The sequence below is a fragment of the Paenibacillus paludis genome (assembly GCF_042610515.1).
Taxonomy (GTDB): Bacteria; Bacillota; Bacilli; order Paenibacillales; family Paenibacillaceae; genus Paenibacillus_AQ.
On record NZ_JBGJZP010000036.1, the window covers coordinates 22209 to 44131 of the forward strand.

Genomic DNA, 21923 nt, shown 5'->3' on the forward strand with positions numbered 1-21923 from the left:
TGCAGGACGGAAACTCCCGTTATGAGAATGAAGTCGGATGAACCCTCATCAATGAAGGTGGTACCGCGGAAGTAATCAATGCTTTCGTCCTTTGCTAAGTCTTAGGATGGGGGCTTTTTGTCGTTTTCCGGGCTATCTATATTATTTTGTGAAGGAAGTGAAGAACAATGACGACACGAATCGTAGTCAAAATCGGCAGCAGCTCACTTACCGGTCCGGAGGGCGGGTTAAACCGCTCCGCCGTGGCCTTCTTCGCTGCCGAGATTGCCGCACTCCGGCAGGCTGGCTGCGAGGTCCTGCTAGTAACCTCCGGCGCTGTAGCGGCCGGATTCCGCGGCATCGGCTACCCGTCCCGTCCGAAGCTTCTGCATGAGAAGCAGGCAGCGGCGGCGGTAGGACAGGTCCTGCTGATGCAGGCGTACCAGGAAGCCTTCGCGCAGCATGGAATACCAACTGCACAGATCCTGCTGACCCGCACCGATTTCTGCAGCAGGCGGGCGATGAACAACGCCTTAATGACGGTGGAAGAGCTGCTCCGCCAGGGTGCCGTACCGGTATTTAATGAGAACGACACCGTGTCTGTCGACGAGCTGAAATTCGGCGACAACGACACTCTCTCCGCTCTAGTTGCCAACCTGCTGAAGGCAACGCGTCTGCTCGTCCTCACGGATATGGACGGATTATACAGTGGAGACCCGCGCAAGCATCCTGATGCCGTTCGTTACCGGCAAGTGGAGGAAATTACGCCGGAGATTTATGCTATCGCCGGCGGTGCAGGTTCAAGTGTAGGGACAGGCGGCATGCGCTCGAAAATTGATGCCGCCAAGATTGCAACCCGCGGCGGAGTGCCGGTATTTATCGGCAGAGCCACCGAACCCGGCGATCTGGAGCTGGCAGCAACAGGCGACGGCAAAGGTACGTATTTTGCCACCACGCTCTCTTCTCTGCCCGTCAAAAAACAGTGGCTCGGCTTCATGTCCACGCCGCTCGGTTCACTCTATGTCGACGACGGAGCCGTTGAAGCACTGCTTCACGGGGGCCACAGTCTGCTTCCCGTAGGGGTCAAGCGGATCGAAGGAAGCTTCCACTCCGGCGACGTTGTAGAAGTACTCGGTCCAGACGCCAAGCTGCTGGGACGGGGCATTGTGAATTATGATGACGCCCAGCTCCGCAGCATCCAGGGGCTTCCCAGCCGTGAGATTGTGCCGAAGCTGGGCGAAGTGCACAGGCTTGAGGTCATCCACCGTGATGAATGGATTACTTTACGGTAACGTCCGGGTTGATGATTGACCCTAAGTAAGTCAACAATATGTTGATTCAGACTTAATAAAAGAAGTTTCTGAACGATTGGCTAATAAAACTTTAGGAGGAACGGATATGAGTGAAGTCGTGAATAAAGCCACATTGGCCAAAGAAACTACCGGTGTACTGGCAAGCCTGACTACCGGTCAAAAAAATGAAGCGCTGCTTGTAATGGCGGAGGCCCTGCGCCGCGAAGCTCAAGCCATAATTGCCGCTAACGGCGAAGATCTGGAACGCGGCCGGCTGGCCGGCACTCCAGAGTCGATGCTTGACCGGCTGGCCCTTGATGTCGGACGGATCAACAGCATCGCAGAAGGTCTGCAGCAAATCTCCGTTCTGCCCGATCCTATCGGCGACACGCTGGAAACCATCAACCGTCCGAACGGTCTCTCCATTGAGAAAATCCGCGTACCTCTCGGCGTGATCGGGATTATATACGAAGCCCGTCCCAATGTTACCGTAGATGCGGCCGGTCTCTGCCTTAAGACAGGCAATGCCGTAGTTTTGCGGGGCGGCTCTTCCGCCCTGTCCTCGAACCGCAAAATTGTTGAAGTGCTGCATGCCGCGTTGGCACAAACCGCGGTGCCGCCTGGTGCACTGCAGCTGATTGAGGACCCAAACCGTTCCTCCGTCGATGAGATGCTCAAACTTAACGGGCTGCTGGATGTCATTATCCCGCGCGGCGGAAGTTCCTTGATCCAGAATGTTGTGCTCAACGCTACTGTTCCGGTAATTGAAACAGGTGCGGGTATATGCCATACTTATCTCGACGTAAGCGCCCGTTCTGATATGGCAGAGCAAATCAGCCTGAACGCCAAAGCCCAGCGCCCGTCCGTATGCAATTCCATGGAGACGCTGCTCGTTCATCGCGACTATGCCGTACAATATTTACCTTCCCTTGCAGAATCCTTCCGCACAGCTTCTGTAGAATTACGCGGTTGTGCGGAAACGGTTGCCCTTGTACCTTGGGCACTGCCGGTTACTGCGGAGGATTATGCGACAGAATACAATGATTATATTCTTAACGTCCGGATAGTCAGCGGACTGGATGAAGCGCTGCGGCATATTGCCGAGTTCAGTACCAAACATTCCGAGTGTATTGTAACCGAAGATACTGAACATGCAGCCCGTTTCCTGCAGGAAGTGGATGCAGCAGCTGTATACCATAATGCTTCGACCCGTTTCACAGACGGCTTTGAATTTGGATTCGGCGCCGAAATCGGAATTAGCACCCAGAAGCTGCACGCCCGCGGCCCGATGGGCCTGCCCGCGCTCACTTCATGCAAATATAAAATATATGGCTCCGGCCAAATCCGGAGTTAGTACAAAGAACAAGGGGGACTTTTTAGCTATGTGTCAGCAACCCGCAATTCCACTAATCAATTATAAAATTGTTTTTTATGGCGCAGGCTCAATGTCAGAAGCAATTGTACGCGGCATGATTGCCCGCAATGTCATTGATTCCAACAATATCGTTATGCTGAACCGCAGCAGCAACGAGCGTTTGGCTGAGCTGCGCAGCCGTTATGGCGTGCTTGGCTGCAATGATCCGGAACAAAAAATGGAACATTTGCGGACGGCTCCAGTTATTGTCCTGGCGATGAAGCCCAAGGACGCTGCCGAAGCGCTGCGCGTATTAGGACCTGTGCTCTCACCGGATCAGCTGGTGATCTCCGTAATTGCCGGTTTGACCGTCCGCACGATTCATGGCCTGTTAGGCACCCCTCAGCCTGTTGTGCGTACGATGCCCAACACTTCCAGTTCCATTGGCCTTGGAGCGACGGGAATTGTGTATTCCAAAGAAGTTAATGAAGAAGGACGCCGTACGGCGCTCAACATCTTTGAATCCGTTGGTATTACGGCTGTGATTGAGGAAGAACGAATGGAGACCTTAACCGGAATTTCCGGCAGCGGTCCGGCTTATATCTATTACATGATGGAAGCGATGATCGCTGCCGGCATCCGCGGCGGACTTCCACCGCAGCAAAGCACTGAGCTGACCGTGCAGACTGTCCTCGGCGCTGCGCGCATGGTGCAGCAGACAGGTGAGGAACCGGCAGCACTGCGCAAGAAGGTCACTTCCCCAAACGGCTCAACGCAAGCAGCCATTGAGGTGCTCGAAAAGGCCGATTTCTTCGAATCGGTCATAGCCGCAGTTAACCGCTGTGCAGAACGCTCACGCGAGATGGGTGTTGCGCTGGAGAAGGAACTGTCCTAAACTCCAGCCTGTGCAACTCAGGATCGCACAGAAGCCGCAGCCACTTCCTCACGGAATGGCGCGGGCTTCTTATTATTCAGCTTTTCGAACCTCATCCTCGCTTCGATTGTTGCAAACAACAAAAAAGAACCCTGCTGCTTTATTCCCAGCAACAGGGTTCTTCCGTTTGTGCCGCTATCTTCCACCACTGCGGAACTTCTGTGTATAGTTCTTAACATCCTCGGCGTTTTTCACACGGTTGCGGGCCCATTCCAGCAAAATGCGGTCAATATAGCGGAAATGAACCTTCCCGGCGAATACCGATTCCTTTAAGGCAAGCAGAATCAGCTCTTCCGGGTACCGGTCCTGATCCACCCAGCCGGAGATTGTTTCACATTCCATCGGAGAGAGTGGACGGCCGAATTCCTTCTCGAAGATACTGAACAGACTGCGGCTCTCCTCAGCGGCCTTGCCGGGTACAGCGACAGCCGTTCTGCCGTATCCCCCGTCCAGAACGGGAAAACCGGTAGTAAAGCGGGCTGCCTCCCGTGAAGGAGCCGTGCCAGCGTTCTTATCCTCTGAAGCCTCTTTCGCAGCTTCAGCCAGATAAGCACCAAGCTTTGTATACATTCCAGAGAAGTTGTAGCGCTCATAATGGATATCTCTCAGCTCATCATTATCTTCGTCGATGCTGATAAACCCTTCCTTCATGAGCTTCTGCAGTTCTCCCGCTATGACAGCGATACTTCGGCCTGTTACAGCCTGCAGTTCCTCCAGCGAAGGAAAGTCGATCCCCTCTACCTGCCGGAACGACAGAAGGTGAATCAGCAGCATCGCCTCACTGCCGCTGAGATTCAGCTTCCGGTAATGCTTCAAGAGTGCATAAGGAATGATGGCCATTCCGTTCTGAAGACCAGCAGCCATTCCTTCGCCCCATGTACTCCATCCTTTGCCGTCCATGCACCAGCCCCCTTTATGCCCTTACGGGTAGAGACGGTACAGCGTACGAGGGAACGGTATCGTTTCTCGCACATGATCTAGACCACAAATCCACGCCACTGTGCGTTCGAGTCCAAGACCGAAGCCGGAGTGCGGCACTGAACCGTAGGTGCGCAGATCCATGTACCATTTATAGCTATCCATCGAAAGATTATGTTCTTTGAAACGTTCCTCCAGCAATGCCGGATCGTCGATCCGCTGCGATCCGCCGATAATCTCCCCGTAACCTTCCGGAGCAATCATATCCGCACAGAGTACAACTTCAGGACGCTCAGGATGCGGCTTCATGTAGAAAGCCTTGAACGAAGCCGGATAATGCGTAATAAAGACAGGTTTGTCATTGGCTTCAGCAATTGCAGTTTCATGCGGCGCACCAAAATCGTCGCCCCAGGCAATTTCATGACCATTATCGTTCAGGAACTTAATCGCATCATCATAAGTAATACGCGGGAACGGCGCTTTGATATTCTCCAGCTTGGAGACATCGCGGCCTACCGCTTCCAGCTCAGCACGACAGTTGGTCAGTACCGATTGTACGATAAAGCTGATGAATTCTTCCTGAACTTTCAGACTTTCTTCGTGATCCGTGAAAGCCATCTCCGGCTCGATCATCCAGAACTCGATCAAGTGGCGGCGGGTCTTTGATTTCTCAGCACGGAAGGTAGGACCGAAGGAATACACGCGGCCCAGCGCCATTGCTGCAGCTTCCATGTAAAGCTGGCCACTCTGCGTCAAATAGGCATCCTCATCAAAATATTTCGTGTGGAACAGGTTGGTGGTGCCCTCAGCCGATGTCGGTGTCAGGATCGGCGGATCCACCTTAGTGAACCCGTTCTGATTAAAGAACTGCTGAATAGCGCGGATAATCTCTGCACGGATCACCAGTACGGCCCGCTGCTTCGCGGAGCGGAGCCAGAGATGACGATGATCCATCAGGAAATCGATGCCATGCTCCTTCGGTGTGATCGGGTAGTTCTCTGTAAGATGCAGAACCTCGATGCCCGTTACGGTCATCTCATATCCCGATTGAGCGCGCGGCTCTTCGCGGATAATGCCGGTCACATACAAGGAACTTTCCTGGGTAAGGCTTTTGGCATCATCCCAGACCTGCTCAGGCACTTCGGATTTTACTACAACACCCTGGATATAGCCTGTACCATCCCGGAGCTGCAGGAATTGAATTTTGCCGCTGGAGCGCTTGTTGTTTACCCAACAGCCGATAACAACACTCTCTCCGACATGTTCATTAACGCGTTTAATTACACTCTTGTTTGCCATGCCTACGATCTCTCCTCTAGTTTAGCCGTTAACCCCTTGCACAATACGATAGGTATCGCGTGCAATAACAAGCTCTTCGTTCGTCGGTACTATAAGCACCTGCACCTTGGAATCAACTGTAGAGATGCGGCGCGGATCACCGGAACGAACCTTATTTGCTTCTGTATCCAGTTCGATTCCGAGGAACGTAAGCTGATTCAGCACTTTTTCGCGCAACAGGGATGCATTCTCACCCACGCCGGCAGTGAACACGATAACATCCACACCGTTCATGGCTGCTGCGTAAGAACCGATGTATTTGCGCAGACGGTATTCATACATTTCAAAAGCAAGCGTAGAGTTAGGCTCGCCTTTTTCTGCACCATCAATAATATCACGCATGTCACTGCTTATGCCAGAAATAGCCAGCAATCCACTATGTTTGTTGAGCATGGAATTCACTTCGCCTACGGACAGCTCCTCCTTGTTCATCACATAAGGAACGATTGCCGGGTCAAGATCACCGCTGCGTGTTCCCATCATCAGACCTTCCAGTGGTGTCATCCCCATGGAAGTATCAATAGAGACTCCGCCTTTAACCGCAGTAACACTGGCACCATTACCGATGTGACAAGTAATAATCTTCAGATCCTCGAGCGGACGGTCAAGATATTCCGCTGCAGCTTTGCTGACAAAATCATGCGAGGTGCCGTGTGCCCCGTAGCGGCGGACTTTGTATTTGTTGTAAAGCACTCTTGGGATAGCGTACATATAAGCCTTCTCAGGCATCGTTTGGTGGAAGGCTGTATCAAACACAACAACCTGCGGAACGCCGGGCATATTCTTTTCTGTAGCCGTAATCCCCATCACAGCAGCCGGGTTGTGCAGTGGAGCAAGGTCGAACAATTGACGGATCTTCGACTTGGCATCGCCATCAACCAATGAGGATTCCTTGAAGAATTCTCCCCCGTGAACTACACGGTGGCCTACGGCATTAATTTCTTCGATCGAACTGATTACGCCATGCTCGCTGTCTGTCAGGCAAGCCAGAACCTTGCGGATGGCGGTATTGTGTTCCAGAATTTCACTGACTTCAGTGACTTCCGGTTTGCCTGTTGGCTTATGGTTCAGAATGGAAGAATCCATCCCGATGCGTTCTACCAGCCCTTTGGCCAATACAGATTCATCTGTCATATTATACAGCTGATATTTCAAAGAAGAACTTCCTGAGTTAATTACTAATACGTTCATACACGGTCACCATCCTTGTCATACTTGAAGAAGCCTTCGCCCGATTTCATGCCCAGTTGTCCCGCACGCACCATCTTCTTAAGAATAGTCGATGGACGGTATTTCAGTTCCCCATACTCACGGAACATGTTATCCAGTGCGGCAAGAATCGAATCCAGACCGAAACGGTCAGCCATTTCAAGCGGTCCATACTGGAACTGATAACCGATGCGCATTGCGTCGTCAATATCCTCTGGGGAAGCGACACCTTCCTGCAGAACATGCATAGCTTCGTTAATGAACAAGCAAATGAGGCGCGAAGTAACAAATCCTGGGGATTCATAAATCATTACGCCTTTTTTCTCAACGACTTCGTCAACAAAAGCTTTGGTATCTTCAAAGGTACTGTCAGATGTCTTCAGTCCACGTACAATCTCCACAAGATCCACCTTACCTACCGGATGTATGAAATGCATGCCGATTACGCGTTCCGGGTACATTGTAGAGCTGGCAAGCTCCGTCAAGCTGAGCGTTGACGTGTTGCTGGCAAGAATAATGTGGCTCGGACACACTTGGTCGAGCTGATTAAATACTTTTTGCTTAGCTTCCAGATCTTCCGTAATTGTTTCGATGACCATATCACACGAGCTAAGCTCGGCGAAATGTGTCACTTTTTGGATGCGGCTAAGAATCAGTTTCTTTTCTGCTTGGGTAATCGCCCATTTCTCCAATTGCTTTTCAAGACTTGTCTCGATCATTTCGTAGGAGTATTCCAGTCTTTCTGTGTTTTTCTCCACCAGCATTACATCAAGACCCTTGGCTGCCAGCATTTCAGCAATCCCTTGTCCCATTGTGCCACCGCCGATGACACCTATTTTTTTAAAATTCATAAAAAAGTCTCCATCCTTTCAGGTATCTATACTTTTGTATTGTACCTTGTCTGTCGTAAAAAATATGTAGCCCGACATATAATAATATCTTAGCATGTCTGAAAAGTAAAAAAAAATAACCGGCATAAAGAATTATGCCGGTAAAAGGACACTGTCACGAAATTGACAACGAAATTGCTCTCCGGAGAGGACTTCTTCCTTCATTAAAATGTCAAGAGAGTAATCAAATACATTTCTTTGCTTCTGGAGCAGGTCACGGGTACGAACCATGAGCTCATCCAGAATCTTGCTATTTTCCTTCATCAGCTCTTCTGTAGTTACCATTTCCAGGTTGGCGATCCCAAGTGACGTGAGTCCCGACTTCATCATGGTCTCGACAATATTCAGTGCCTGATCGAAATCGCCGCGTGAACCTGTGCTGCGGCCCCCATAATACATCTCCTCGGAAGCTGCTCCGCCAAGCGCGATCATAATCTGATTCTCCAGATAATCCTTGGTATACAAATACTGCTCGGTTTGCGGGTTGTGACGTACATAACCAAGTGCTTGTCCACGCGGAGTCAAGGTAACTTGGCTGACGCTGCCCGGACGCAGCAGCTCCGCCATAATAGCATGTCCAAGCTCATGGATGGCCACCCGCTGTTTCTCTTCATGATTGGTTTCACGGTCAGTCTTCTCGCCCATCATCACCTTATCGATCGCCATCGCCAGATGGCGCTGCTCGACTTCGGTCAGATTCTCGCGCATCATATAAATCGCCGCTTCGTTCATGACGCTCTCCAGCTGTGCACCGGAGAAACCGTAGGCTTCCTCGGCGATCTTGTCTAAATTCACCTCAGCATGCAGCGGCTTATTCTTGGCATGCAGATCGAGGATTGATTTGCGGCCCTTCTTGTCAGGCATATCCACCTGGATATGACGGTCAAAGCGGCCGGGACGCAGCAGCGCTGAATCCAGCATCTCCTTGCGGTTTGTTGCCGCAACAAGCAGAATCCGCGGTGTATCATTGTTATAGATCCCGTCCATCTCGGTCAGCAGCTGGTTAAGCGTCTGATCGTATTCACGCTGCTGGCCGCCTTCGCGTTTGCCGCCGATAACATCAATTTCATCAATAAAGATAATGGCGCTTTGCTTATTCTCTTTCACTGCACGGGTACGGGCATCCTTGAACAAGTCACGGACACGTCCGGCACCGACACCGACGTACATTTCCACGAATTCACTGCCTGAAGCGGCAACGAACACGGAATTGGTATAATGAGCCGCAGCCTTGGCCATCAGCGTCTTACCGGTTCCCGGAGGGCCTGTAAGCAAGATCCCTTTAAGCGGACGAATCCCGAATTTGCTGATTTCTTCATGCCGGATCAGGAAATCAAGCGCTTCCCGCAACTCCTGCTTCGCGTTATCCTGGCCGCCGATTTCTTCAAAGGTAAGTTTGGAAGGGCCATTCTTCTTACGTTTCTTGTCCCCGCCCGCATTCACTGTCAACCCGCCGCGCAAATGGGCGATCACCAGGAGTGCACAAACCATACCGGCTGCTATGATTACAGGAATAATGTTAATGCCCACAAAAGCCATAAATATCAGCAGGACCGGAACAAATCCGGCTACAATCTCTTTCCACCACTTAGGCATTGTTCCACACTCCCATCGTTGCCGCTGCACGCGGTAAGATGATGAACTTGCTCTCTTCACCGTTGCTCAGGCTAACATAGACGTTGTTGTCATCAATTTCAGTTGTTGCTGTCACATTCTTGTATTCCTGGAATTGCTCTTTCAATCCATCTAGTTTAGCAGGTATTAGTGTATACTTTTTGCTTTCCATTGCTTCTGCTACTGAGAACATCGCTTTATCCCAATATTCGTCCAGCAATTTACTGGAGTGCTGATCAACGTCCAGCTTAAGCGCCCGGCCATTAATGGCTGACTTGCCTTCAGTGTTCACGTATTGCACCAGCTCGCGCAATTTCGTGCCAGGTTTCAAATCCAGTTTCAAGGTTACCTCATTGCGGTTAATAGTAATATGTGAATGATTAACACCTTCATAAGCCGATACTATCTTATCAAGCGGCTCATGGACCGCAAATTGACGATAAGCATAAAAGCTGCCAAAGAGCAGTGCAGCAGACAACAGAGACGTTAGCAGTACAGGCACAAGACGCAGTTTCAAGAAACGTCCTCCTCTCAAGTTGACCAAACCTAAATATATGATTTGCAATAAATAGCGTGTCTAGCGCCCATCCGAGACTGACATGCTCTTAAGCATGTCTTAATACAAGTAGAAGTATATCACAGGTGTATATACGATTTCGCACGAAAGTGTGAATATATTTAAAATTTTTGATACTAATTTCTGGGTATTCCCTTCTATTCTTGCTCCTTTATCGGCAAAAAAGACCTGAATGATTAATCCATTCAGGCCCTTTTCTATTCTACTGATGTATTAATTTCTCCTGACACCGATATTGCTATTTGTATATACTTCGTTATGTACTCCCTATCATCAATAATAGAGAAACCACATACACCGTTAACGTTAAAGAATCCATGCCCTTCCCCCATCATCAACTAATTATTATCTACTGCTTGTTACATTTTTTACAATTTTCTCGCCTTTCAGGAGTTCAGCCAGTGTGTAATATCTTGCACCCATGGCGTTCTTCTCCGGTTTGGGTCGATGCTGCAGCAGAATAAGGTCAGTCCGGCTAAGATCATAGAAACGGTACATTTCGCCTGGATGATTAAATCCATAGCCCCCCTGAATTCTCTCCGTTATGTAATTCTTGATTCTGGCAGCCAGCTCATGCTGAATCCCCTCAAGAACCGCATCCAGCGATGGTGTGAATGGATCAAGAACTACGATATCATCAATTTTGTACAGGCAATGCATTTCTCCGCCCCCGCCGGAACGAAAAGTGATAAATAATGGCGTTTTGTAAATATAACCTTTGGCACTATTCGGACAGGCGTGAATACAATGTTTATTCGTCAACTCATGCGTTTTACCAGCCGCAACGGATAATACCTCTACTTCATAATACTTCATGCCCTTCGCCACCCCATGAATAAAATCAATATATTGTTTGGCTATGATGGTATCCTCGCCCGATTTCTTTTCGCTTATAATCATTTCATTGATCAGTTCGACGATATCCGTCCATTGCAGACTTAAGAATTGACAGCCTGTATCATGAATCAGCTTGTATTTGGTTAAGGTGACGCCATAGACAGGCAGATCCGCATCATGGGGAAAATTGTTCGGATCCAAATAGGCGGCAAGCTGGCCGCTCACTTCCTGAGCTTTTGCATACAGCCCTGCGCTCTTTGCTTCGATCACAATAACCAGTTTTTTGCGGTTTCCCTGGAACAAGGACAAGGTAATATCGCGCCTTATTTTATGTACTCCTGCCGCAAGCATTTCTGCGTCCACCTGAACAAAATCATAATCTTCTTTGAAAGCCGGTGTGTCTACATTGTTCCGGCTGTTTAACTCTTTTAGCAGCAACCGGATCAACTTGGGATTCCTTGAAAAAAGGTAGGCAAGCCCTTTCGTCTGTTTGGTTTCCATATCCCCGTTTATCAAATCAAAAAAGGTAGAATGGTAGTCCGTTCTGCCCTCCTGGTAAAGCCTCATCATCGTTTTCAAACGTATCTCTCCACCTGTTCAAGGAATATGTAATTAATCCTCAGAATCACTGTTTCATTCCAATGATAATATAAATTTCATAAAATGTCAGAGTAAAAAAACCGCCTATCGCCCCTATAGTTCCAAAATTCCCCTCCGCTGCTTTTGCCTCTAGGCTGTGCTTTAGTTTAACTTATTAGCAATATTATGCAAAAAAAGCGGACAAGCGCTGTCCGCTTTGTCCGCTTTTTATTTGTTATTGCAAGCCTGCCTCTACTTGCTCGGCAAAGTATATCCATCACCGATTGCTGTACCATCCGCAAAACGAAAGAACTTGTAATAATAACGTCCTTCCTGCTTGTAAAAAAGCTGCCAGGCGTATTCTCCATTGTATACACCCGGAAGCAGCCGTTTAATATCGATGCCGGGCAACTGGGAGTCTATAATGGAGCGGATTTGCTTCTCCGAGGTTCCTTTGGCCAGCTCTTCCGCATAGACTCCGTTATCACCGCCGGCCGGCTTGCCGTCCACGGTGAACCGTACCCACACCATCAGATCCGTACCGGCTTTATTTTTCCCCGTCAGCACCCAGTACACCGAATTTTCGTCCCATACCGATTTCTGCGCCTTGGATATCTCAGTAAGTCCCGCCCGGGTCTTGGCAACTTCTTTGGCCGCGCTGCGTTCATTCCATTGGTCCTTCATGATATAGGCATAAAATTGGCTTAGACCGAACAAAATGAGCAGAAACAGAGCGATCCCCAGCAGAAGCCATTTTTTCCTTTTCCTCAAAATGCAGCTTCCTTTCCTTAATATATGAAACGTCATAAAGCCAACTGCGGCGGCAGTCGAATTAACGCTTCAGCAGCCCTTCAAAAGTTTCTTGCGCCTTGCGGCGGATTTCTTCCTCGTCCAGTGTCAGGCACTGACCATGCTTCACAACCTGCTTGCCGTTCACCCAGACATGCTCGACATCCTTGGCGCTGGCCGAATACACGGCGTGGGAGAGCAAGTCGCTATGCGGCAGTAGATGAGGCTGGTCAATATCAATTGCAATAAAATCAGCCTTCATCCCCGCTGCAAGGCGGCCCACCTGGTTCAGGAAGATTGATTCCGCCCCGTATTGCGTGGCCATCAGCAGCGCTTCCGGTGCCGGAACTGCGGTAGGATCACCGCTGACTCCCTTATGGATCAATGCTGCAAGCCGCATTTCCTCGAACATATCGAGATTATTGTTGCTTGCCGCCCCGTCCGTACCGAGCGAAACTTTGACTCCGGCTCTCAGCAGCTCAGGCACCCGTGCAACCCCGCTGGCAAGCTTCAGGTTACTTCCCGGGTTATGGGACACACCCACCTTGTGGCGGGCGAGGATTTCGATCTCCTCATCGTTCAGGTGGACACCATGGGCGATTAAGGACGGGCGGGTGAACATCCCCAGCTTCTCCAGGTGCGCTACAGGACGCAGGCCGTAATCAGCGGCATTCTGCTCCACTTCACGCAGCGTTTCCGACATATGCGTATGCATCGGCAGGTCCAGGTCATGTGCCGCCTGCACAAACCGCATGAAAAAGTCCGGAGGACAAGTATACGGGGCATGCGGTGAAATCATGGTTGTAATTCTGCCGTCAGCCTTGCCGTGCCAGTTGCGGGCGAAAGCAACAGCTTCCGCAAGCTTCTGATTCTGCACTTCTTCAGGACATAGACCAATAACACCGCGCATCAGCACCGCACGGATGCCGGAGTGTTCGACCACCTCGGCCACCCGGTCCATATGATCATACATATCCAAAAAGGTGGTTGTGCCGCCTTTCAGCATCTCCAGAACGGATAAGGAAGTGCCCCAGTAGACATCATCTCCGGTAAACTTCTCCTCCATCGGCCACATTTTCTCCTGCAGCCAGGCTTGAAGAACCATATCATCCCCATAGCCGCGCAGCAGCGACATCGCAGCATGGCCATGGGTATTGACCAGACCCGGCATGAACAGCAGCCGGCTGCCGTCGAGCGTCACTGTGCCTTCTTCAATAACGGGCTTCTCTTCCCCTATGTATGTGATCAAATCATTTTCTATAGTCATATAACCGCTCAGGACCGGCTTCTCGCTTCCGGGAACCAGAAAACGTCCGTTTGCAATTATCATCTTATTGCTGCTCATCTGTAATTCCTTCCTTTCCATCATGTAAATAATACGCCAGACTTTGCAGGTCAGTCGTAAAGTCGGCAGCATGAATACGGATGGTTGCAGGTGTCTTCAGAATGACCGGTGCAAAATTCAGGATCGCCTCGATGCCCGATTCTACCAGAATATCAGCCACATTCTGTGCTTCGCTGTCCGGTACAGTGATGATCCCGATCCGGATTCCCTGATCACGGATGGTCTGACCCAGCTCCTCCATCGGCTGAACCGTAAGAGAGTTGATCTTTTGTCCAATCTTGGGAGCATAAGAATCAAATACAGCGGTGATTTTCATGGTATCCTTCAGATAAGCATTGTAATTGGACAAGGCATGACCGAGGTTACCGGCACCCACCAGGGCCACGTTGATTTGTTGATCCAGCTTCAGAATATGACGGATCTTTTCGATGAGATAAGACACGTCATATCCAATGCCTTTTCTGCCGAAATCACCAAAATAGGCCAGATCCTTACGAATCTGTGCCGGATTAAGGTCCAGCTTCTGCCCGAGTTCCTGAGAAGAAACGGTTGAGATTTCACGCTTTTGGAGATCGTTCAGGAAACGCAGGTACACTGGGAGTCTGCGTACGACGGCCTCCGATATTTTATCCGATTTCATGTTTTCTCCTCCTAATTTAGAATTGCACTGACGCGATATCGTATGACAACCACGTGCAGTGCCCGCTCTGCGAACGGGACACAGCCTATGGTACAAAGAGATGGAAAAAATTTATAAACGATGACAGATTAGGAAACGCCGCCCTCTTCAAGCCATTCCGCAATCCGCGGAACCATCTGATCGGTAAGCATGTGCTCCATCTTCGGACCAGGGAGTGAATACAGGAAGTACTTCCCGTAATAAGCTTCGATGACCCTGGTATCATATACTATAACAATTCCCCGGTCCTGCGCTGTGCGAACCAATCGTCCAAAACCCTGTTTGAACCGGATCACTGCTTGTGGAACAGACATTTTCATAAAAGGATTCTTCTTCTGGGCCTGCAGAAGCTCCGCCTTTGCCTCGGCAAGCGGATGATTCGGCGGCTGAAACGGCAGCCTTACAATCGCAAGACAGGTCAGCGCCTCGCCAGGGATGTCGACTCCTTCCCAGAAACTGCTTGTTCCAAGCAATACCGATGCAGAGCTGTCCTGAAAACGCCGGATCAGCTTGCTGCGGCTGCCTCCTTCCACACCCTGGCCCAGAACCGTAATGTCCTGGGAAGCCAAGGCCTCTTTCAGCGGATCGTAAACCTGGCGCAGCATTTTGTAGGAGGTGAACAGCACCAGCATCCGCCCCTTGGTCGCCGCCGCCGCTTCAGCCAGCGAATGCACCAGCTTGTCTACAAAACGCGCATCGCCTACGCTGCCCTTAACACTGGGGAAATCGCGCGGGATGACAAGCAGAGCCTGTTCACGGTACTTGAACGGTGAAGGCAGCAGCGCTGTCATGAGACGCCCTTGCTCAGAGGCTTCAGAAAGACCAAGGTTGTCAATCATGAACTGAAAGGACTTGTCGACCGATAACGTGGCCGAGGTCAGCACTATGCTCTTCTTCTTGTCGAAGAACAGATCCTTGAGCTGACTGCTTACATCGACAGGCACGGCGTAGAGCTGAAGCGACTTGCCCCGGTAGTTGCCGCTCCCTTCCATCCAGTACACGATATTATCGTCACTGAGACCCATAAAGAAGCGGATTTGTTCCCGGATGGATGCCAAATCCTTGAACAAGCCTCCGATATCGGTCACCAGGCTGTCCGAAGACGACTGACTCTCCGTATCGCGCATCTCGCTGAGCATTTTGTCACCCCTGCGGATGATGTCGCTCAGGGCTAAGTTCAGCGTATTCTCCAGCGCCGCCAGTTCTTCCCAATCTTTGGGCTTGCTCCCGGGAAGCAGGCGTGTGACCAGCTGGCCGGCTTCACCTGCCGCTGCATCGCTGCGTTCGGGCAATAGGCCGAACAGCTTGTCGCTCAGTGTATCCCAAGTTTCCTTTACGGTAAGCAGGTCGGGATAGATTTTATCGATTACGCCGCTCCACTCCGAAGCCTGCTCACTGCCCGAGGACTGCAGAGTCTGGCGCAGTGCCGGCAGCTGGCCGCTGCGGCTGTCTTTATACAGCCTTGTAAGCGTATGAGCTACCGTGAAATACTTCATTTGCATGCCCAGATGCTTGCCGGCCACATCCTCCAAATGATGGGCCTCGTCAATGACAAGATGCTCATAAGCCGGAAGCAGCTGGTGCCCGGCCTTGACGTCTGCGAACAGCTTGGAGTGATTGGTAATGACCACATCGGCAATCCCTGCTTCATGTTTGGCCCGGTGGTAGTAGCATTTGCGGAACCACGGACAGGAACGGCCCAGACAGGAATCGGTATCACTGGCTACCGTCTCCCAGAAATCCCCGCCGCGACCGCTCAAATTCAGCTCCTCATCGTCACCCGATTCCGTCTGGGTCAGCCATACGATCATTTGCGCTGCCGTAAGCGCTTCTTCCCGGGGACTTACGAAGTCCTTTTTATTTATTTTATGTTCAAACTTGCGCAGACACAAATAGTGCCCTCTCCCCTTGAATATCGCAGCCTTAAACGGGAAAGGCACAACACTGGTCAGAAGCGGGATATCGCGTTCGCGCAGCTGATCCTGAAGGTTGATGGTATGGGTACTGACCATAACCTTCTGCCCGGTACGTACGCTCTGATAAATGGCCGGCAGCAGATAACCAAGCGATTTGCCGGTACCCGTGCCTGCCTCGATCAGCAGATGCTTGTCCTCCTGAAGGGCCGTATTCACTTCGCCAATCATGATCTCCTGGGCTTCCCGGCTTTCATATTGCGGAAGCGTATCCTTAAGCCGTTTGGTTACCTCGGCCATATAATCCTCAAAGGATACATTCTCCACAGGATTGCCAACACCTTCTTCTCTTGGAGGCGCCAGCTCAGTCCAGTCGCCTACAGCCAGTGCAAGCTGACGGTAAAAATTCAGCTCTCCTTCCGGCTGGAAGGTCTCCATCTCGCGCTCCCGCAGCAGGCCGTCAAAATACCAGGCCAAATCACTGTCTTCATCGGCAAACAGCTCGTTAAGCCGCTGAATGGTCAGCAGAGGCAAGCTATACAGCTCTTCGAGACATTTAAGCAACACAATCGCTGTAGCTTCTGCGTCACTGTCCGCCTGGTGCGGACGGTCATGCGTGATGCCAAAATGGTTACTTACCGCACCCAGCTGATAGGTCGTTAGGGACGGAAAGCATATTTTAAGGAAATCGATCGTATCCAGAATCCGTCCCTGAAACGGCAAATAGCCGCAGCGGTCTAAAGCATTCTGCAAAAAATGGAAATCAAAAGCAACATTATGTCCAACAAGCACTACATCGTCAAGCAGCGGGACGAGCTCCATCATCATCTCATCCAGCTCTGGCGCATCCTTCACATCTTCATCGGTGATGCCGGTCAAGCCCGTAATAAAAGGAGGAATCGGTGTTCCGGGCTTGACGTAAGAACCATACACCCGGGAGATGGACCGGTCTTCTTCTATAATGGCAAGGCCAACCTGGATGATCTCACCCACAGATTGGGTTCCCGTAGTTTCAAAATCAAGCACGGCAAATTTCATTATAAGTTCTATTCCCTTTCACTTGAGACTCTTTATCAGCATAACAGAAGTTACGAAAAAAGGCGATGCACACCGCTTGTTGAAGTGGATGCATCGCTTAAATGAGTGGGCTATGATTACAAAAGCGAAACAAGCTGATTTCCGAATTGCAGCTTTCCTCCCCGCCTGCGGCAAACCTCCAGATTGACATTCGGTTCCGGGAGTGCCGGGTCATGGAGCAGAGAAAGGCTGAACAGCTCCCTTGCCTCATTGAAGCGTTCCTGGGAAGCTCTGATACACCCCAGCGCATTGTAGATCATCGCCTTCAGCTTGTTCTCGCGAATCAGCGCAAGCATATGATCCAGATGCCCCCATGCGGTCTCCCCGTCACCCTCCTGCAGATAGGCCATGGCCAAATACAGGCGGGCCGCCAGACTGTCGGGGTGCTGCGCAATAACTTCCTTAAATTGATCAATACACTTCCGGTACATCAACAGCTTGTAGTAGCCCTGCCCTCTGACAAAAGAATCCATGGCAAGCTCAGGCGCTTCCTGCTGCGGCATCTCTTCGTCCGGCTGTGGCGGAAATTCCGCATGTTCCCGGAAATGACTCAGCTTCTCGGCAAAGGCGAGCCACTCGTCCATAACCTCATCGCTAAGCCGGTGAAGCATGTTGTACTTGCATAAAAGATCATCCCGGCGGGCACCCTCCGAAGTGGGGTAATCCGTGGCGATCTCCTGAAGCATCTTATTCATCTCAGCAAATAATTGTTGAAACACGGGACATCCCCCCCTTACTGAAAATGAAATCAGCCTAAGCTTGCCTGCCTTCATTTTTCGCAAGTGGGGGGCTCTTCATCCCTGCCATTGATTACATGGCTTAGGTCCGGTGATTAAGCAATCGTAGCATGAATCTCATGATCGGCCAGCTTCACCGGCTTGTTCTCGCCATCGACAAAAACTACAGTTGGTTTATGCCCTGCCAGTTCCTCGGCGGACAGCATCGCGTAGGAGATGATGATGACAGTATCCCCCGGCTGAACAAGCCGGGCCGCCGCTCCGTTCAGACAAATGACGCCGCTGCCGCGCGGTCCCGGAATGACGTAGGTTTCCAGCCGGGAGCCGTTATTGTTGTCGACAATCTGCACCTTTTCGTTCTCAAGCAAATCCGCTGCTTCCATCAGGTTCTCATCGATGGTGATACTGCCCACATAATTCAAATTGGCTTCGGTAACCGTTGCCCGGTGTATTTTGGATTTCATCATATGTCTAAACAAGGGTCGCAACCTCCTTGGGATTAAATACATTATTGTCAATCAGACGGGTTCTGCCAAACTTCACGGCAAGTGCAATAATGATTTCGCCTTCAGCATCACTCAGCAATGAAGCATCATTCAGCGTTTCCAGGCCCGGGAAGGTCAATATTTCCGCATAATCAATGACGGCAAGCGGAGAAGCTGAAATGACTGACACCAGCAGTTTCCGGGCATCTTCAACCGTCCGGACCTTACCTTCTTCCATGGCTTGGCGAACTTCACGCAGCGAACGGGACAATACCAGAGCCTGGCTGCGTTCCTCTGCACTTAAATATACATTGCGTGAGCTAAGCGCGAGTCCGTCACCTTCACGGATGATCGGGCAGGCCACGATTTCAACATTCATATTCAGGTCAGCTACCATCCGGCGCAGAACCGCCACTTGCTGGGCATCCTTGAGTCCGAAAAAGGCGTAATCGGGCTGTACCATATTGAACAGCTTGCTTACGACTGTGGTGACTCCATCAAAATGCCCCGGGCGGGATGCTCCGCACAGCTGTGTGGTCAGCGAAGAGACCGATACCTGGGTGCGGATCGGCTGCGGGTACATCTCTTCCACACCGGGAATAAATACGATGTCGGCTCCTTCACGCTCCGCAAGCTCCAAATCACGCTGCTCGTCACGCGGATAAGAGGAAAAGTCCTCATTTGGCCCAAATTGCAGCGGATTAACAAAAATGCTCATCACTACCGTACTGCTCATTTCCCCTGCCCGGCGCAGCAGGCTTGCATGTCCCTCATGCAGGTATCCCATGGTCGGCACAAAGCCGATGGGAGTATGCCCGCCCTGACGCATATATTCAAGCGCTTCACGCAGCTGTTCAATCGTTCTAACGACTCTCATCTTATTTCGCTCCTTTTCCGGCAGCGCCGTATAAAGATTCCAATACAGTTTCATCCGCATTAAATACATGATTCTCCGCCGGGAAGGAACGGTTCTTCACTTCCTGTACGTAGCTGCCGATTCCCTCACGGATCAGGCTGCCTACATCAGCGTAGGTCTTAACGAAGCGCTTCTCCCGGTAAGGTGAAGCATATTGCAGCAGATCGTGGAAGACCAATACTTGTCCGTCACAGTACCGGCCTGCACCGATCCCGATGGTTGGAATGCTGACCGCTTTGGAAATCGCCTCCGCTACTTCTTCCGTGACCAGCTCCAGCACTATGCCGAAAGCCCCGGCCGCTTCAAGTCCCTTGGCTTCATCAATCAGCCGCTGCGCATCCTTAGGATCCTTGCCTTGAATCCGGTATCCACCGATCATGTTTACGGACTGCGGGGTAAGGCCGATGTGGCCGAGCACCGGCACACCGGCAGCAACCACAGCGGATACGGCCTCACAAATTTCCAGCCCGCCTTCCATTTTAACGGCTTGCGCCCGGCCTTCCTGCATCAGTCTGCGCACACCGCGCAGCGTCTCGTCAATGCTGCCGTGATACGTCATAAACGGCATATCCGCCACAATGAACGTATTCTGCGCACCGCGCGCCACGGAGCGTGTGTGATAGACCATATCGTCAATCGTTACCGGAAGGGTTGTATCATAACCCAGTACAACATTCCCGAGCGAATCACCGACCAGAATCAGATCGATCCCCGCTTCTTCGGCCAGCAGGGCCGAAGGATAATCATAAGCGGTCAGCATGCTCAGCGGCACACCGTCCATTTTCATTTTTTTCATTTTCACAATATTCAGTGCATGTTTGTCTGCCATTTGCTCCCATTCCCCTTTTCGTAGTTAAAATACGCGTAAACGCGCAAACAAAAAAACCTTTTAGCATGGTCCGCTAAAAAGGTCCGAAGGGCAAAAAAGAGTCACTCGCGATCGTCCCTTCTGTCTCGGTCCTTACGGCTCAGAGCAGAATCCAACGTAACCGTGGAAATACAGTTATGAAGGTGAATCCGAAAAGCAAATTGCTGTTGTACAGCTTGCTTGAATGAGTACAGCTCGACCCTGCGATACCGTCTCTGAGCATATTATAACAAAATCCGCAGTTAATTACACCAAAAAAATGTGACAAGGCATGGAACCCTTGTCACTGGATCATTTCTATTTCACCTGACAATATGCAGGTAATATTCCCGGCAGCATCCCTCAGCAGCAGCCCGCCGCCGTCATCCAAACCGACCGCAGTACCTTCGCTGCGTCCCTCGGGTGTATTAAAGTACACCTGGCGCCCCAAGGTGACCGACATGGATTCCCAAAGCTCACGAACAGGCTTAAAGCCCCGTTCTATGTAAAGGGTGTACAAAAACTCCAGCTCGGCCAGCACCGCTTCCGTGAGTTGCTGGCGGTCAACGGGAATACCTCCTCCTTCGATCAGCAGCGAAGTCCCGACTCCTTGCAGATCATCCGGATAGTCGTCCTCCGTCAAGTTCACCGCAATGCCGATTCCGGCGATGCAATAATGAAGCCCGCCTTCCCGGAGCGAAGATTCCAGCAGGATTCCGCAAATTTTGCGTCCGCCTGCCAGCAGATCATTCGGCCATTTGATGCCGGCCTGCACGCCGCTGATCTCGCGAATGGCGCGGCAGACGGCTACGCCAGCCAGCAGCGTCAGCTGCGGCGTCAGTGACAGCGGAAGATTGGGGCGCAGCACCACACTCATCCAAATGCCCTTGCCGCGCGGCGAATGCCACTTTCTGCCCATCCGCCCGCGGCCGCCGGTCTGTTCCTCGGCGATAATAGCCGTTCCTTCCGGAGCGCCGTTTTCGGCGAGCCTCTTGGCTTCCTCCTGCGTAGACACCACCGTTTCCAGTCGCTGTACACTGCGGTTCCAGCCCGAAACAAAAGTATCTCTGTTCAGCCCGGAAAGCCCCGGCGTTTCATCGCTTTTCATCGTTATCCATCCTTTTTGCTTCCTGAAGCAATGATTGTTTATCGTTGGCGATATCTCCAGCCGCTACAGCCTGCAGCAGCGCATGCAGCAGCTCTCCCAGCCACGGGCCGGGACGTTTCTGCAAAGCTTCGGCCAGCTCATTGCCTGTCACCGCAAGCTCTGCCAACGTCTGCAGCGGCATTGATGCGCTCCAGGACCGCAGGAGACCCGTGGAGAGCGCCGGCGCTCCAGATGGCTGCACGGCGGCGTTATCCGTCTTAGGCTCTGATTGATCAACCTGCTCGGCCAAGGGAATGCCTAACCCTGGCATGTCCACATGCAGCTGCACAGCTGCTCCGGGCCCGGATTGGGCCAGGCCAAGACGCTGCTGATAGGAGGCGGCCTCCGGCACCGCCTCCAGCAGCGTCAGCCACCCTTCGGCGGCTGACGTGCCCAAGGCCAGCACGGCGGCGATCCAGCGCCGCCGAAGCGCCTCGGTGCCGCCCGGAGATTCCGGCGGCACCTCT

General features: G+C 51.4%; 20 protein-coding genes. 3 read left to right on the plus strand and 17 right to left on the minus strand.

Annotated elements, in window-relative coordinates:
• The first annotated feature begins 167 nt into the window (after positions 1-167).
• The 3 genes from proB (at position 168) to proC (ending at position 3520) form a co-directional block, all read left to right on the plus strand.
• Positions 168-1271: a glutamate 5-kinase gene (gene proB / locus ACAN56_RS34555; protein ID WP_379148513.1), complete on the plus strand. Its 1104-nt coding sequence runs from the start codon at positions 168-170 to the stop codon at positions 1269-1271.
• Between the two features lie 106 nt (positions 1272-1377).
• The gene (locus ACAN56_RS34560) at positions 1378-2625 is read left to right on the plus strand and encodes a glutamate-5-semialdehyde dehydrogenase (protein ID WP_379148516.1); all 1248 of its coding nucleotides are present in this window, start codon (positions 1378-1380) and stop codon (positions 2623-2625) included.
• 28 nt (positions 2626-2653) lie between these two features.
• Positions 2654-3520: a pyrroline-5-carboxylate reductase gene (gene proC / locus ACAN56_RS34565; protein WP_379148519.1), complete on the plus strand. Its 867-nt coding sequence runs from the start codon at positions 2654-2656 to the stop codon at positions 3518-3520.
• Between the two features lie 174 nt (positions 3521-3694).
• Here the strand turns inward: proC and ACAN56_RS34570 are convergent, their stop codons facing one another.
• From ACAN56_RS34570 to ACAN56_RS34650, 17 genes are all read right to left on the minus strand, one after another.
• Entirely contained in the window at positions 3695-4459 is a 765-nt protein-coding gene (locus tag ACAN56_RS34570; RefSeq protein ID WP_038594388.1) for a DnaD domain-containing protein, read from the minus strand.
• Between the two features lie 21 nt (positions 4460-4480).
• Positions 4481-5776 carry an asparagine--tRNA ligase gene (asnS, locus tag ACAN56_RS34575; RefSeq protein ID WP_038594390.1) on the minus strand — a complete coding sequence of 432 codons (1296 nt, stop codon included), beginning with the start codon at positions 5774-5776 and terminating at the stop codon, positions 4481-4483.
• Positions 5777-5797: 21 nt separating this feature from the next.
• A complete protein-coding gene (locus tag ACAN56_RS34580; protein WP_038594392.1) occupies positions 5798-7006 on the minus strand; it encodes an acetate/propionate family kinase in 1209 nt (402 codons plus the stop codon).
• Positions 7003-7875: a 3-hydroxyacyl-CoA dehydrogenase family protein gene (locus tag ACAN56_RS34585; protein WP_379148524.1), complete on the minus strand. Its 873-nt coding sequence runs from the start codon at positions 7873-7875 to the stop codon at positions 7003-7005. The genes ACAN56_RS34580 and ACAN56_RS34585 overlap by 4 nt, the downstream gene beginning before the upstream one ends.
• Before the next feature lie 132 nt (positions 7876-8007).
• On the minus strand, positions 8008-9510 hold the full coding sequence (locus tag ACAN56_RS34590; protein ID WP_038594398.1) for an AAA family ATPase: 1503 nt from the start codon (positions 9508-9510) through the stop codon (positions 8008-8010).
• On the minus strand, positions 9503-10045 hold the full coding sequence (locus ACAN56_RS34595; protein ID WP_038594401.1) for a hypothetical protein: 543 nt from the start codon (positions 10043-10045) through the stop codon (positions 9503-9505). The genes ACAN56_RS34590 and ACAN56_RS34595 overlap by 8 nt, the downstream gene beginning before the upstream one ends.
• Positions 10046-10450: 405 nt before the next feature.
• A complete protein-coding gene (locus ACAN56_RS34600) occupies positions 10451-11521 on the minus strand; it encodes a hypothetical protein (protein ID WP_379148529.1) in 1071 nt (356 codons plus the stop codon).
• Between the two features lie 252 nt (positions 11522-11773).
• A complete protein-coding gene (locus tag ACAN56_RS34605) occupies positions 11774-12292 on the minus strand; it encodes a cell wall elongation regulator TseB-like domain-containing protein (protein ID WP_379148532.1) in 519 nt (172 codons plus the stop codon).
• Between the two features lie 61 nt (positions 12293-12353).
• Positions 12354-13655: an amidohydrolase gene (locus ACAN56_RS34610; RefSeq protein ID WP_379148534.1), complete on the minus strand. Its 1302-nt coding sequence runs from the start codon at positions 13653-13655 to the stop codon at positions 12354-12356.
• The gene (locus tag ACAN56_RS34615; RefSeq protein ID WP_379148552.1) at positions 13642-14334 is read right to left on the minus strand and encodes a redox-sensing transcriptional repressor Rex; all 693 of its coding nucleotides are present in this window, start codon (positions 14332-14334) and stop codon (positions 13642-13644) included. The genes ACAN56_RS34610 and ACAN56_RS34615 overlap by 14 nt, the downstream gene beginning before the upstream one ends.
• Positions 14335-14423: 89 nt before the next feature.
• Positions 14424-17285, minus strand: a complete 2862-nt coding sequence (gene dinG, locus ACAN56_RS34620) for an ATP-dependent DNA helicase DinG (RefSeq protein ID WP_379148537.1) — start codon at positions 17283-17285, stop codon at positions 14424-14426.
• A 116-nt stretch (positions 17286-17401) separates the two neighbouring features.
• Positions 17402-18043 (minus strand): hypothetical protein, encoded by a 642-nt coding sequence (locus ACAN56_RS34625; protein WP_342436207.1) that lies wholly within the window; start codon positions 18041-18043, stop codon positions 17402-17404.
• A gap of 113 nt (positions 18044-18156) precedes the next feature.
• Entirely contained in the window at positions 18157-18540 is a 384-nt protein-coding gene (gene panD / locus ACAN56_RS34630) for an aspartate 1-decarboxylase (RefSeq protein ID WP_038594422.1), read from the minus strand.
• Positions 18533-19423: a pantoate--beta-alanine ligase gene (gene panC / locus ACAN56_RS34635; protein WP_379148541.1), complete on the minus strand. Its 891-nt coding sequence runs from the start codon at positions 19421-19423 to the stop codon at positions 18533-18535. The genes panD and panC overlap by 8 nt, the downstream gene beginning before the upstream one ends.
• A 1-nt stretch (position 19424) precedes the next feature.
• A complete protein-coding gene (panB, locus tag ACAN56_RS34640) occupies positions 19425-20291 on the minus strand; it encodes a 3-methyl-2-oxobutanoate hydroxymethyltransferase (RefSeq protein WP_379148544.1) in 867 nt (288 codons plus the stop codon).
• Between the two features lie 322 nt (positions 20292-20613).
• A complete protein-coding gene (locus ACAN56_RS34645; RefSeq protein WP_379148547.1) occupies positions 20614-21417 on the minus strand; it encodes a biotin--[acetyl-CoA-carboxylase] ligase in 804 nt (267 codons plus the stop codon).
• The coding region (locus tag ACAN56_RS34650) for an HD domain-containing protein (protein ID WP_489685715.1) at positions 21404-21923 on the minus strand (520 nt) is incomplete at its 5' end. The genes ACAN56_RS34650 and ACAN56_RS34645, both read right to left, overlap by 14 nt.

Excerpts from the sequence above, each read along its gene's own strand:
- ACAN56_RS34560 (WP_379148516.1), top strand. The coding sequence starts at position 1,378 with ATGAGTGAAGTCGTGAATAAAGCCACATTGGCCAAAGAAACTACCGGT.
- panC (WP_379148541.1), bottom strand. The coding sequence starts at position 19,423 with ATGAGAGTCGTTAGAACGATTGAACAGCTGCGTGAAGCGCTTGAATAT.
- proB (WP_379148513.1), top strand. The coding sequence starts at position 168 with ATGACGACACGAATCGTAGTCAAAATCGGCAGCAGCTCACTTACCGGT.
- ACAN56_RS34590 (WP_038594398.1), bottom strand. The coding sequence starts at position 9,510 with ATGCCTAAGTGGTGGAAAGAGATTGTAGCCGGATTTGTTCCGGTCCTG.
- ACAN56_RS34645 (WP_379148547.1), bottom strand. The coding sequence starts at position 21,417 with ATGAAAAGCGATGAAACGCCGGGGCTTTCCGGGCTGAACAGAGATACT.
- ACAN56_RS34570 (WP_038594388.1), bottom strand. The coding sequence starts at position 4,459 with ATGGACGGCAAAGGATGGAGTACATGGGGCGAAGGAATGGCTGCTGGT.
- dinG (WP_379148537.1), bottom strand. The coding sequence starts at position 17,285 with ATGAAATTTGCCGTGCTTGATTTTGAAACTACGGGAACCCAATCTGTG.
- ACAN56_RS34610 (WP_379148534.1), bottom strand. The coding sequence starts at position 13,655 with ATGAGCAGCAATAAGATGATAATTGCAAACGGACGTTTTCTGGTTCCC.
- asnS (WP_038594390.1), bottom strand. The coding sequence starts at position 5,776 with ATGGCAAACAAGAGTGTAATTAAACGCGTTAATGAACATGTCGGAGAG.
- ACAN56_RS34580 (WP_038594392.1), bottom strand. The coding sequence starts at position 7,006 with ATGAACGTATTAGTAATTAACTCAGGAAGTTCTTCTTTGAAATATCAG.
- panB (WP_379148544.1), bottom strand. The coding sequence starts at position 20,291 with ATGGCAGACAAACATGCACTGAATATTGTGAAAATGAAAAAAATGAAA.
- proC (WP_379148519.1), top strand. The coding sequence starts at position 2,654 with ATGTGTCAGCAACCCGCAATTCCACTAATCAATTATAAAATTGTTTTT.
- ACAN56_RS34585 (WP_379148524.1), bottom strand. The coding sequence starts at position 7,875 with ATGAATTTTAAAAAAATAGGTGTCATCGGCGGTGGCACAATGGGACAA.